Source organism: Dyella japonica A8 (assembly GCF_000725385.1).
Classification (GTDB): Bacteria; Pseudomonadota; Gammaproteobacteria; order Xanthomonadales; family Rhodanobacteraceae; genus Dyella; species Dyella japonica_C.
Window position 1 is genome coordinate 149,691 of sequence record NZ_CP008884.1, and the last position, 13,242, is coordinate 162,932.

The 13,242-nt window shown below is 66.7% G+C and carries 10 protein-coding genes; 4 read left to right on the forward strand and 6 right to left on the reverse strand.

Going from position 1 to position 13,242, the window contains the following annotated elements; all coding sequences use genetic code 11:
* Positions 1–8 precede the first annotated feature (8 nt).
* Positions 9–4,454: a glutamate synthase large subunit gene (gene gltB / locus HY57_RS00635; RefSeq protein WP_019466103.1), complete on the reverse strand. Its 4,446-nt coding sequence runs from the start codon at positions 4,452–4,454 to the stop codon at positions 9–11.
* A 387-nt stretch (positions 4,455–4,841) separates the two neighbouring features.
* On the opposite strand from gltB, the gene HY57_RS00640 reads away from it, so the two are divergent.
* Together HY57_RS00640 and HY57_RS00645 are read left to right on the forward strand one after the other, a co-directional pair.
* Positions 4,842–6,041, forward strand: a complete 1,200-nt coding sequence (locus HY57_RS00640) for a murein hydrolase activator EnvC family protein (RefSeq protein ID WP_026034072.1) — start codon at positions 4,842–4,844, stop codon at positions 6,039–6,041.
* Between the two features lie 139 nt (positions 6,042–6,180).
* Positions 6,181–7,560, forward strand: a complete 1,380-nt coding sequence (locus HY57_RS00645) for a S41 family peptidase (RefSeq protein WP_019466101.1) — start codon at positions 6,181–6,183, stop codon at positions 7,558–7,560.
* 968 nt (positions 7,561–8,528) lie between these two features.
* On the opposite strand, the gene HY57_RS00655 is transcribed toward HY57_RS00645, so the two are convergent.
* From HY57_RS00655 to HY57_RS00675, 5 genes are all read right to left on the reverse strand, one after another.
* Entirely contained in the window at positions 8,529–9,005 is a 477-nt protein-coding gene (locus HY57_RS00655) for a cupin domain-containing protein (protein WP_019464335.1), read from the reverse strand.
* On the reverse strand, positions 9,002–9,766 hold the full coding sequence (gene tatC / locus HY57_RS00660; protein ID WP_019464336.1) for a twin-arginine translocase subunit TatC: 765 nt from the start codon (positions 9,764–9,766) through the stop codon (positions 9,002–9,004). The genes HY57_RS00655 and tatC overlap by 4 nt, the downstream gene beginning before the upstream one ends.
* Entirely contained in the window at positions 9,753–10,148 is a 396-nt protein-coding gene (gene tatB, locus HY57_RS00665) for a Sec-independent protein translocase protein TatB (RefSeq protein ID WP_019464337.1), read from the reverse strand. Before tatB ends, tatC begins: the two co-directional genes overlap by 14 nt.
* A 15-nt stretch (positions 10,149–10,163) precedes the next feature.
* Positions 10,164–10,391 (reverse strand): Sec-independent protein translocase subunit TatA, encoded by a 228-nt coding sequence (gene tatA, locus HY57_RS00670; RefSeq protein ID WP_019464338.1) that lies wholly within the window; start codon positions 10,389–10,391, stop codon positions 10,164–10,166.
* A 66-nt stretch (positions 10,392–10,457) separates the two neighbouring features.
* Positions 10,458–11,147, reverse strand: coding sequence for a lipid-binding SYLF domain-containing protein (locus HY57_RS00675; protein WP_019464339.1), 690 nt, complete (start codon positions 11,145–11,147; stop codon positions 10,458–10,460).
* A 109-nt stretch (positions 11,148–11,256) separates the two neighbouring features.
* Here HY57_RS00675 and hemH point away from each other — a divergent pair, with 109 nt between their 5' ends.
* Entirely contained in the window at positions 11,257–12,321 is a 1,065-nt protein-coding gene (gene hemH / locus HY57_RS00680) for a ferrochelatase (protein WP_026033773.1), read from the forward strand.
* Positions 12,318–13,175, forward strand: coding sequence for an alpha/beta fold hydrolase (locus HY57_RS00685; RefSeq protein WP_019464341.1), 858 nt, complete (start codon positions 12,318–12,320; stop codon positions 13,173–13,175). Before hemH ends, HY57_RS00685 begins: the two co-directional genes overlap by 4 nt.
* The last annotated feature ends 67 nt before the right edge of the window (positions 13,176–13,242 follow it).

Below are 13,242 nucleotides of genomic sequence, written 5' to 3' on the forward strand. Positions count from 1 at the left end.
ACTTGGCCTCATGCCGCGCTCCTCAATTCCTCTGCCAGCGCAGCAAGGCTTGCCGCCTTCGGCTTCACCAGCCAGAACTTGTATTGCAGGCCGCGGAAGTCCGCCAGGATGCGGCGGCCCCAGTCGCTGCCCGTCAGTTCCACATGCCGCGCGACCAGGCCACGCAGATGCTGCATGTAGTGCTCCATGCCTTCCGGCGAGATGCGCAGGATGTCCACCAGCTCGTGGTTGTAGCAGTCGACAAAGGTGCGCTCGATGTCGAGCACATAGGCGAAGCCACCGGTCATGCCCGCGCCGAAGTTGAGGCCGACCTTGCCCAGCACGGCGACGACGCCACCGGTCATGTATTCACAGCAATGGTCGCCCGCCCCTTCCACCACGGCGAGCGCGCCGGAGTTGCGCACGGCGAAGCGCTCGCCCGCGCGCCCCGCGGCGAACAGCTCGCCATCGGTGGCGCCATACAGGCAGGTGTTGCCGATGATGGAGGCCTCGTGCGTGGCAAACGGCGAATCCGCCGGCGGACGCACCACGATGCGGCCGCCCGCCATGCCCTTGCCCACGCCGTCGTTGGCCTCGCCCACGAGGTCAATATGCACGCCGCCGGCATTCCACGCGCCCAGGCTCTGGCCTGCGGCACCGTGCAGCTTGAGCAGGATGGGTTTGAGGTCCATGCCGTGGTCGCCGTAGCGGCGCGCCACGTCACCCGACAGGCGCGCACCGATGGCGCGATCCGTATTGACGATATCGAAGGCGAACTCGCCACCGGTACGGCGGATGACCGCCTCACGCGTGGCCTCGTCGATGCGTGTCGCCAGCGCCGCGTCGTCACGCATCGGGTTGCGTGGCAACGTGCAGGCGAAATCCACGTTCGAACCCAGCGTGCCATGCCCGAGCAAGGGTGCTAGGTCCAGCTTGTGCTGCACGGGCGTGGCGCCGTCCACCTGCTCCAGCAGGTCGGCGCGCCCGATGATCTCGTCCAGACTGCGTGCACCCAGCCTGGCCAGATGCGCGCGCACGTCCTCGGCAATGAAGCCGAAATAGTTCATCACCATCTCGGGCAGGCCGATGAAGTGCTCCTTGCGCAGCACGGCATGCTGCGTGGCGACACCGGTGGCGCAGTTGTTGAGATGGCAGATACGCAGGTACTTGCAGCCCAGCGCCACCATCGGGCCGGTGCCGAAGCCGAAACTCTCCGCGCCCAGCATCGCCGCCTTGATCACGTCCAGCCCGGTCTTCAGGCCGCCATCGGTCTGCAGCCGCACGCGGCCGCGCAGGTCGTTGCGGCGCAGTGTCTGCTGCGTCTCGGCCAGGCCCAGTTCCCACGGCGTGCCGGCGTACTTGATGGAGGTGAGCGGACTGGCGCCGGTGCCGCCATCGTGGCCGCTGACGGTGATCAGGTCCGCCCCAGCCTTCACTACACCGGCCGCCACCGTGCCCACGCCAGCGTGGCTGACCAGCTTCACCGAGATCAAGGCGTCGGGATTCACTTCCTTGAGGTCGTGGATCAGCTCGGCAAGGTCTTCGATGGAATAGATGTCGTGATGCGGCGGCGGCGAAATCAGGCCGATGCCGGGCTTGGCGTAGCGCAGGCGCGCAATGGTGCTGTCCACCTTGTGGCCCGGAAGCTGGCCGCCTTCGCCGGGCTTGGCCCCCTGCGCGATCTTGATCTGCAGCACCTCGGCGTTCACCAGGTACTGCGGGGTGACGCCGAAGCGGCCCGACGCGACCTGCTTGATCTTCGACATCTTCTCCGTGCCGTAGCGCACCGGGTCTTCGCCGCCCTCACCGGAATTGCTACGCGCACCGAGGCGGTTCATCGCAATGGCGAGCGCCTCGTGCGCTTCGGGCGACAGGGCACCCAGCGACATGCCGGCGGAGTCGAAGCGGCGCAGGATGCTGGTGCTCGATTCCACGTCGTCCAGTGGAATGGCGTCACCCAGCGGACGCGGCGACAGCAGGTCGCGCAGCGCCGACGGCGGGCGATGATCGACGAAGTTTGCGTAGGCGCGATAGTCGGACTGGCTGCCCGTGCGCACGGCCTTCTGCAGGGTGCCGATCACGTCCGGGTTGTACATGTGGTATTCGCCACCGTACACAAACTTGTAGATGCCGCCGGCACGCAGCGGCGAGGCATCGCTCCACGCCTCGGCGGCAAGCACCTGTTGGTCGTGCTCCAGTTCGGCGAAGCCGGCGCCACCAATGCGCGAGGGCGTGCCAGGAAAACACAGTTCCACCACGGCCGGTGCAAGGCCCACGATCTCGAACAGCTGCGCGCCGCGATAGCCGGCCACGGTGGAGATGCCCATCTTGGACAGGATCTTCATCAGGCCCTTGCGGATGCCACGGCGATAGCTGCGGCCGATCTCGAAGCGATCGCTGTCGATATGGCCCTCGCGGCCCAGTTCGAACAGGCTCTGGTAGGCCAGCCATGGATAGATGGCGGTGGCGCCGAACCCCAGCAGGCAGGCGAACTGGTGTGGATCGCGCGGCGTCGCCGTCTCCACCAGGATATTGCACTGGCAGCGCAGCGCCTGGTCGATCAGGTGCGCATGCACGGCACCCACCGCAAGCAACGAATGGATGGGCAACAGATCTTTCTGCGGGTAACGGTCACTCAGGAAAACCAGCTGGCAACCGCCGCGCACGGCCTCTTCCACCTCGCGGCAGAGGCGACGCAGCGCGGCTTCAAGGCCCTCTTCCGGCGCATACATCAGGTCGAAGCGCGGCGTGCCGGTGAATTGCGGCAGCGCCAGCAACTGGCGCAGCTTGCGTTGCGAAAGCACCGGCGAGTTGATCAGGATCTGCTTAGCGTTTTCCGGCGTGAGGTCGAACACATTGGCTTCAGGGCCGATCTGCGTGACCAGCGACATCACCAGCTTTTCGCGCAACGGATCGATCGGCGGGTTGGTCACCTGCGCAAAGCCCTGCCGGAAACGGTCGAACAGCGGGCGCACCTGGCGCGACATCGCGGCGATGGGCGTGTCGTCGCCCATCGAGCCGGTGGCTTCCTGCTCCAGCTCGACCATGGCCTTGAGCACCGTCTCGCGTTCTTCGCGCGAGAGGCCATAAAGCTTCTGGTAACGACGCAGTTCATCCGTCGGCAGCGGCTCGGCGGCGAGCGAGGGATCGATCAGGTCCGATTCCAGATAACTCACGCCCGCGCGCAACCAATCGCGGTAGGGTGCACGTCTGCGGTTGATGTCGTCGATATCCGCATCACGCAACAAGCGGTGTTGCTGCAGGTCCACGGCAATCATCTCGCCCGGCGCGAGGCGCCCCTTGGCCACGACCTGCGACGATGGCACGTCCCACAAGCCGGCTTCGGATGCCACGATGAGATGGTTGTCCGCCGACAAGGCCCAGCGCGCCGGGCGCAGGCCGTTGCGATCGAGCGTACAGGCCGCGTAACGGCCATCGCACATCACCAGGCCAGCAGGACCGTCCCACGGCTCGCTGTGCAGGGCGTAGTACTCGTAGAACGCGGCGAGATCCTCGTCGATGCCTTCGCGCGCGGCGAACGCGGGCGGCACCAGCACACGCATGGCGGCGATCAGGTCGAGGCCACCGGCAATCAGCACTTCCAGCGCATTGTCGAGGCTTTCCGAATCTGAACCCGTCTGGCGCACCAGCGGGCCGATGTCGGAAAGATCGACCAGCGGCGAATGCAGGATGGATTCACGCGACTGCATCCAGCGCCGGTTCGCGCGGATGGTGTTGATCTCGCCGTTGTGCGCCAGCAGGCGGAACGGTTGCGCCAGCCGCCACTGCGGCGTGGTGTTGGTGGAAAAACGCTGGTGGAACACGACGGCGTCGGCGCTCAATGCCGGATGCGCCAGATCGGTGAATACCTCGCGCAGTCGGCCAGGCGCGGCCATGGCCTTGTAGCCGATCACCTGGGCCGACAGCGTGACCACATAGAAATGCTCGTCGGAGGCCAGCGCGGTTTCCGCGCGACGGCGCGCACGAAACAGCGCGCGCTCGAACACAGCGTCGTCCATCGACGCAGGCGGCTCCACGAAGATCTGGCGGATGCGCGGCTTCGCCGCGGCGGCCAACGGACCGCAGGCGTCGGCATTCACCGCCACGTCGCGCCAGCCCGCCACATGCAGGCCTTCCTCGCGCAGATGATCTTCCAGCACCGATGCAGCGACAGCGCCGCCATGGGGATCGAGGAACACCACGCCCGCGGCGAATCGCTCGCCCAGCGCGATGCCGGCTTCGTCGGCGAGTGCTTTCAGCCAGCCCAGCGGACGATGGAAGAGCACGCCGCAGCCGTCGCCGCTCACACCGTCGGCATTCACGCCACCACGATGGGAAAGTTTGGCCAGCGCATCGAAGGCGGTGTCCACTACCCATGCGCTCGCGCGACCGTCGATCTGTGCGACCAGACCAAAACCGCAGCTGTCGTGCTCGAACGCAGCGTCATAAAGCGTCGCTGGTACTGCCTGCGCCATCTCGCCTCCCCAGGCCGATGGTTGCAGACGCGTCGTCCCAACGGCGCCGAAGGCACCGCTGTCACGCGTCCAAGTGTGGCTTCGACTAAAACACAATTGGTGCGTCGCGTCAAAGACATCTTTACGTCCAAATGAAAGTTTCAACTGGAAGCTTTTTTTGCGCAGGACAAGATGAGTCATGTCGCGTCCGGCCCGCGTGCAACTTCTGCGAATACTCGCCATGGCGACACGCGCATCCACGCACTCGCCCCATCGCGATGCCGCGATCGTCGCCCCGGGGCATACCAGTGACCGCACTGGCATGGCGATGACGCGCACATGACCGGACACGGCTCCCGGGATGGCGCCGGCTCGCGCGCCGTCATCGGCCTCTGTGATAATCCGCCGATGCCCATACCAGTCCGCCGTGCCCGCCCCCTCGCCTGCGCCGTGACCGGCGCCCTCGCCCTTGTCATTGCGATCCAGCCCGCCTGGGCGGCGCAGGAGAACAAGACCAAGGCCGAGCAGGCCGAAGCCCAGAAGAAACTCTCGGACGTGCGCAGCAAGATGGAAGCGCTGGCCAAGGAGCAGGCCGAAACTGCGGCCAAGCGCGACAGCGCCACCACCGAACTGGCCAAGCAGGCCAACGCCGTGGCCAGCGCCGCCAAGGCCGTGCGCGAGACCGATACCGAGCTGTCCGCCAAGCAGAAGGAACTGGCCGACCTGCAGGCCCAGCGCGAAGAGCTGCAGAAGAACCTGGAAGGCCAGCGGGCCGCCATCGCCGATTTGCTGCGCGCCACCTATGCACTGGGCCAGGGCTCGGACCTGCGCCTGTTGATGGGCGACGACGACGTGGCACGCATCGCCCAGGCGCTGGCCTATTCCAAGTATTTCCAGGAAGACCGCGTGGCCCGCGTGCAGAAGCTGATGGGCGACCTGGCCCGGCTGCAGGACCTGGAAACCCAGATCACCACCCAGCAGCAGGCCCTGCAGACCGTCCGCGCCCAGCGTGAAACCCAGACCAAGACACTGGAGCAGCAGCGATCCGCCCAGGCCAAGCTGGTGGCCGACGCCGACGCCCAGTACAAGGACCAGGGCAGCCGGCTGGCCGCCCTCAAGCAGAACGAGGCCTCGCTGAACTCGCTGGTGGCCACGCTGCAGAAGGCCATCGACGAGGCCGCCCGCGAAGCCGAGCGCGCCGCCAAGGCCAACGAGGGCAAGGCCGCGCCGCCGGCCGGCAAGGGCCTGGCCAATATCCGCGGCAGCCTGCCGTGGCCCGCGCCCGGCGTGGTCAACACCTATGGCAACGGCGTGCTGATCAAGGCCCCCGGGGGCAGCGAAGTGAAGGCCGTGTCGTCCGGGCGGGTGGTCTATGCCGCCTTCCTGCGCGGCTACGGCATGCTGGTCATCGTCAGCCACGGCGGCGGCTGGATGAGCATGTACGGCAACAACGAGACGATCCTGCACGGCGTGGGCGACCAGGTCAGCGCGGGCGAGGCCGTCGGCACGGCCGCGGCCCCCACCGGGGCCAATACCGGCGTGTATTTCGAGCTGCGACAGAACAACCAGCCCGTCGACCCGCGCACGTGGTTGTCCAAGAAAGGATGAATCGCCATTGACGCCGGCCATGCGCCGTCGCAGGCTAACCTCCTTGTACTGCATTGAATTTTCGCAATATCCGGCGGTCGAAGCGACAACGCGGTCCGCCGCCGGCCCCGCCCCACAGCGTTACCGGAGTCCCCCATCCATGCGGTTTTCCACCTTGAGCCTGGCCGTCCTGCTGCTGGCGGCGCCGCTGGCGCAGGCGCAGACCGCGCCGGCCGCCAGCCACGGCGGCGCCAAGCCTTCGACCGCCGGCGCCACACCCGCCGCGGCCTCTTCCACGCCCGACCAGGTGGACCTGGAGGACGTGCGCAACTTCAGCCGCGTCTACGAGATCGTCCGCCAGGCCTATGTGGAACCGGTGGACAACAAGACCCTGATGAAGGCCGCCATCAGCGGCATGCTGAGCGGCCTGGATCCACACAGCGAATACCTCGACAAGGACGGCCTGGCCGAACTCAACGAGGACACCACCGGCCAGTACGGTGGCCTGGGCATCGAAGTGCTGCAGGTGGACGGCACCTTGCGCATCATCGCCCCCATCGACGACACGCCCGCCTCGCGCGCCGGCATCAAGCCGGGCGACACCATCGTCAAGATCGACGGCAAGACGGTGGAGCCGGAGAACATCGACGACATGTTCAAGGCACTGCGCGGCGACCCGGGCAGCAAGGTCACGCTGACCATCCTGCACGAGAAGAGCGACAAGCCGATCGACATGCCACTGGTGCGCGAGAAGATCTCCGTCACCAGCGTGAAGACGCGCGAACTGGAGCCCGGCTACGCCTATATCCGCATCAGCCAGTTCCAGGACGACACCGCGCCGGACCTGGAGAAGAAGCTCGGCGAGCTGATCCGCAAGAACGGCCCGCAGAAGGGCGCCATCCTCGACCTGCGCTCCAACCCCGGCGGCCTGCTCACCGCTGCCGTCGGTGTGAGCGACGACTTCCTCAACTCAGGCACCATCGTCACCACGCGCGGCCGCCTGCAGGATTCCAACCTCAGCTTCGAAGCCCACCCCGGCGACCTGCTCAACGGTGCGCCGATGGTAGTGCTGGTGGACAACGGCACCGCCTCCGCGGCGGAGATCGTCTCCGGCGCGCTGAAGGACAACCACCGCGCGCTGATCGTCGGCCGCCGCACCTTCGGCAAGGGCGTGGTGCAGACCGTGCTGCCGCTGGACAACGACCACGCGGTGAAGATCACCACGGCGCGTTACTACACGCCCAACGGCACCTCCATCCAGGCCGAGGGCATCAAGCCGGACATCGCCCTGGCCGACCTGGCGGTGAACAAGGCCGACAGCGCGCCGAGCCTCGTCAGCTCAGAGGCTGACCTGCCCAACCATCTTGCGAACGAAGATGGCACCTCGAAGGGCAAGGACATCGACAATGATGGCAGCGCGGAGAATGCGAAGCTCGCCACACAGGACTATGCGTTGTCGCAGGCGTTGAATGTGCTGAAGGGGTTGGCGCTGAATCGCGCGACGTATGCGGCACCGGCTGCGGCGCCGACGAAGCATTGAGCCTGGTGCGATAAGAGTGCTGGCGCGAGGCTTTCCGTGGGGTTGGCCTGAGGTTGTTGGTGCTCGGTGATAGTGGGGCGCACCGAGGGCTGAAGCTCATCTCCCTTTGCCATTGGGGAGGGGATTAGGGTGATGGGACTCTTGTCGCATCGCCTCATAGACACCGTCATCCCGGCGCAGGCCGGGATCCAGTTTCTGTCGTGGTCGGTTGTCGCCTCAGGCCTTCCCGTGATCGGGCCGCTTACGCAGCGGGCGTTTCGACCTTCTGCCGAAGGCCGAGTCACTTTTCTTTTGCTGGCCCAAAAGAAAAGTAACCCAAAGAAAATGGCCTTGAGAGCCAGAGCTGGCAGCATGTCGTGGGGATAAGCCCGAACGCTCGAGGCAGTTTGTTGCTTGGCTACCTACGCCTCTACACAGCGGGCACTTCCAAGCTCTTCGCAACGCGCCTTGGCGATGAGGACTTAAAGCGGCGCCCCGCTTCGCTTCGGCCTTGATGGAACCCGCACGGTCGCCCGCTTTTCTCTTTTCTGTGGGAGCGCACCCTGTGCGCGACAACCTAACGGAGCGGTGACTACGAGACGCCGCTGTCGCGCACAGGGTGCGCTCCCACAAGGGACTCGACTCTTTGGATGCTTCGCCAACGGCTCGGCTTCTTGCTTCGGCTTTTAGCTTTTAGCTTTGGCGTTTGGCCTTTGACCTGCCGGATCCCCGGATGACCCGCCCTCGGGCAGAAGGGCGGAAGCCCGCCGCAGGCGAGCCAGGTTGCCTCATCGCGACAACCGAACCATACCGCTACTGGATGACCAGCCTTCGGCTGTTGTGAAGCGCCTCCGGCCCTTGCCCCTTTTTCGGGGTGCGCCGGGATGACGGCTAATGTAACGAGGCGGTGGAGCCGGATTGCCCGCTCACCCAACTATCACCCAGGGACGATGGAGCAAGACCGCAGCGCGCCGCAACGGCCACCAAAACTAAAACCCGATCTCCGGCACCAACCCCGCCAGATGCCCCGCCAACGGATCGTCCTGCCCCAACAACTCAAATCCGTCGTACTGGAAACCCGGCGCGACCACGCAGGTAGCCAACGTATAAGCCCCCAGCGGCCTCGCCGCCTGCCATGCCCCCGCCGGCACCACCGCCACCGACTGCACGCCATCCTTCAGCGGTCCCAGCCTGAGGCGATCCAGCCACTGCGTCACGGGGTTGTAGATCAGCAACTCCAACGGCTCGCCTTCCACGAAGTGCCACACTTCCTCGGCATCGACGCGATGCCAGCTGCTGCACTGCCCGGCTTCAAGCAGATAGTGGATGGCGCTCATCGCATGGCGCACGCCGTCGCTGTCGGGGCCCTTGGGCGGATGGAAGCGGTGGTAGTGGCCACCCTCGACATGCGGCTGCAACCGCAGCGAGGCTTTCAGTTCCTCGATGCGGGCGGCCGCGTCGCTCACGCCGTTTTCTCGGTCTTGGCCGGATGCAGCAGCCAGCGCACCGCCAGCATGCCCAGCTCGTAGAGCAGGCACATGGGAATGGCGAGCATGATCATCGAGGTGATGTCGGGCGGCGTGATGAAGGCGGCGATGGCGAAGGCGCCGACAATGGCGTAGCGACGCCCGTTGCGCAGCTGCTCCAGGTTGACCACGCCGATCGCGGCCAGGATCACCACTGCCACCGGCACCTCGAAGCACAGGCCGAAGGCGAAGAACATCAGCATCACGAAGTCGAGGTAATGCGTGATGTCGGTCATCATCTCCACGCCCTCCGGCGTCACCGCCGTAAGGAAGCGGAAGGCCGCCGGCAGCACCAGGAAATAGGCGAAGGCGCAGCCGAGGTAGAACAGGAACAGCGCCGCCACCAGCAGTGGCCGGGCCAGGCGCTTCTCGTTGCGGTACAGGCCGGGGCTCACGAAGGCCCACAGCTGGTAGACGATCATCGGCATGCTGATCAGCAACGCCACGTAGAACGCCAGCTTCAGCGGCGTCACGAACGGGCTGGCTACTTCGGTCGCGATGAGGTGCGCGCCCTGCGGCAGGCGCGCCACCAGCGGCGCGGCCAGTTCGGCATAAAGGCGATTGGCGAAGGGCAGGAGCACGCCCAGCACCAGCAGCACGGTGACGATGGCACGCATCAGCCGCGAACGCAGCTCGATCAGATGCGAAAACAGGCCCTGCTCGAGGTCGTCCTCGGGGCCGTCGAGTTCAGGCGCCGCCATGGGGGACTTCCTTGGCCGAGGTGGCGTCGGCGGTGACGGTGGTTTCGGCGGTAGCCGTGCTTTCGGTTACCGGCATGGCGGCCGGTGTCTCGGCGGCCACTGGTGCACCGGATGGCGCACCAGTGGGGCGCATCTTGCGCAGCGTCTCATCCAGCTCGGCCTGCGCGGCTTCGGCGCGCGCGGCGGCCTCCTTGGCCTGGCGGCGGATCTCCTCGACCTGCAGCTCCCGCTCCACCTCGGCGCGCACGCTGTCCCAGCCCGTCCGGATGCGGCGCATGAAGACGCCCGCGGTACGCGCGGCGTGCGGCAGCTTTTCCGGGCCGAGCACGATCAGCGCGATAAGCGCGAGCAATACCAGCTTGCCGAAGCTGATCTCGATCATGCCGATGAACCCGAGTTACTTCTGCTCGGTTTCGTGCTGGCTCTGGTTCTGGGTATTGCCAGCCGGCGGATCGGCGCGCAGGCGCTCGTTCGGATCGCTGGATTTGGTGGCCTCGTCGCCGTCCAGACCCTTCTTGAAGTCACGCACGGCACCGCCCAGGTCGGAACCGATGTTGCGCAGCTTCTTGGTGCCAAAGATCAGCACGACGACAACCAGCAGGATGAGTAGATGGGTGATGCTCATGAAATCGGGCCTCAGAGATGAAAGCGGCGGAACGAAACCGTCACGCTCCCGCGCCGCCGCTCCACATCATCGCTGAGTGTACTCCTCAAGGCGATCCCTGAAATCGACCACCTGCGACGGAACGTTGCTCACGCCGCCCTCGAAGATCCGGCGCGGGGTAATGCCCTTGCCATAGATGGCCTCGTTGGCGTCGTAGTCGATGCGCAGGGCCGAGCCGTCCAGGGCCACGCCGGCGAACAGGCCGCGGGAGCGGGAGTAGGAGTAGATCTCGGCCTTGAAGTCGCTGTCGGTGGAGGCCTGGGCGGTGCGGCCCACCGGACCGGCCGCGGCGGCGGCGTCGGCGCCCAGCGTGAATTTGCCGTTGACGATGTTGTCCACGCCGCGCTGGGTGCGGAACACCAGGATCACGTCGGTGGACGAGGCGCCGGCCTGGAAGCCCACGCTGCCGCCCGTCATCGTGATGAAGCTGGGGTTGGACCAGGTGCCGTCGGGACCCTTGACCGAGATCAGGCCCTCGCCACGGCGGCCGCCGAACACAAAACCCACCTTGAGCAGGTCCGGGATCACGGCGATGGCCTTGGCCTGCTTGAGCAGGTCGGTGGGGATCGACTTGTCCGGCGCCTCCATGATGTCGTTCAGCACGCGCACGGCGTTCTGGGCGCGCACCAGCGGCGGATCCTCGGCATGCGCGGCCATGGCCGGTACCAGCAGGACCAGGGCAGCCAGCAGCAGACGGTGCAGCGACGGTTTGATCATGACGACTCCTGTGCAGATGTTTCGGTAGGGCAGCCTGCGGCGATCCTCGCCACGGCGCCGATGACGGCTTGTGGCAGACTCTGTAACGGTAACTACCGTCAGCGCCACGATGCCACGCAGCCATGACTATACCGGCGTTGCCGGTTCATCCCGAGACCAGCCCGTTCAGGCTGCAGTGCTGTTGGTGAACCTCGGCACACCGGAAGCGCCCACCGCGCAGGCGGTCCGCCCCTATCTGGCCGAGTTCCTCGGCGACCCGCGCGTGATCGATTACCCCCGCTGGCTGTGGTGGCTGATCTTGCACGGCGTGATCCTGCGCGTGCGTCCGGCGCGTTCCGCGCATGCCTACCAGCGCATCTGGACGGCCCAGGGCTCGCCCCTGCGCGTGGGCAGCGAGGCCTTGGCGGCACGCCTGCAGGAAAAGTTGTCCGAGGCCTGCGCCGAACCGGTACGGGTGGCACTGGCCATGCGCTACGGCCAGCCATCCGTGCCGGCACAGATCGAGCGCTTGCAACGTGAGGGCGTGCGACGCCTGCTGGTGCTGCCGTTGTATCCGCAATATTCGGCCACGTCGACCGGCTCGGTGATCGACGCCGTGGCAGAAGCCATGCAGATGCTGCGCTGGCCGCCGGAGCTGCGCCTGATCAACGACTATCACGACGACGCAGCCCACATCGACGCGCTGGCGCGCAGCATCGAGCAGTGGTGGGCGACGCAGGGGCGTGGCGAAAAACTGCTGCTCTCCTTCCACGGCATTCCTTCGCGCTACGTGCGCGAGGGCGATCCGTACCTCGAGCAGTGCCAGGCGACGACCGAGGCTCTGCGGCAGCGGATGGGCCTGGACGAGACACAGTTGCTGATGAGCTTCCAGTCCCGCGTCGGCCGCGAGCCGTGGCTGCAACCCTATACCGACGCCACCGTCCGCGAACTGGCCGCGCAAGGCATCAGGACGCTCGACGTGGCCTGCCCGGGCTTCGCGGTGGACTGCCTGGAGACGCTGGAAGAGATCGCCATGCAGAACCACGAGTTCTTCCGCGAGGCGGGCGGCGACGCGCTGCGCTATATCCCGGCACTGAACGACACGCCCAACCAGGTCGGCAGCCTGGCCGCGCTGGTCATGCGGCATGCCGGCGGCTGGGCCGAGTTCGCGCCGCGCGCCGGCAGCCCCGCGTGAGCGGTCCGCTCGAACGCGAGGTACGCCTGCCGCACCTGCGCCTTGCCGCGCAGGTCTGGGGCCACGACAAGGCCCCGCCGCTGCTCGTGCTGCACGGCTGGCTCGACAATGCCGGCAGCTATGCACGCCTCGCGCCCCTGCTGGCCGAGCGCTGCCAGGTGATCGCGCTGGAGCTGCCGGGCCACGGCCACTCCGACCATCTGCCACCCGGCATGCCGTACCACTTCGTGGATTACGTGCGCGCCGTGCTGGATGCGATCGATGTGCTGGAACTGCAGCACTTCCACCTGATGGGCCACTCGCTGGGCGCGGGCATCGCCTCGCTGGTCGCCGCGGCGAGACCCGAGCGCGTGGGCCGGCTGCTATTGATCGAAGGGCTGGGGCCCATCGCCGATGATGGCCTCCATACACTGCGCCAGTTCCGCGATGCGATGACGAGCACGGCGACCGGGCGCTCCCTGCGTTCGTTCCCGTCCGTGGAGATGGCGATCAGCGCGCGCACCATGGCCAGCGGCCTGCCGGCGGACCAGGCGCGCCCCATCGTGGAGCGCGGCCTGCGCAAGACCGATCACGGCTGGTATTGGCGCAGCGATGCGCGGGTGAACCGGCCCTCATCGATCCGCCTGGCGGAAATGCAGGTGCGCGCCCTGTTGCATGGCATCGAGTCGCCGACGGCGCTGCTGCTCGCCCGGCCGGACACGCCCTACCTGCCCGGCCAGCGCATGCGCGAGCGCGCCGACTGCGTGGGCGACATCGTAGTGACGCACATGGATGGCGGCCACCACCTGCACCTGGAACATCCGCAGGCCGTGGCGGCCTGGGCGAATGCGCATCTGGACGGCCACGCCGCCTGAGCCATCGGCGGATAGGACAGACGGCAGCCTGACCGACGGCACATGCCACCGCGTACTGGCTGCCTAG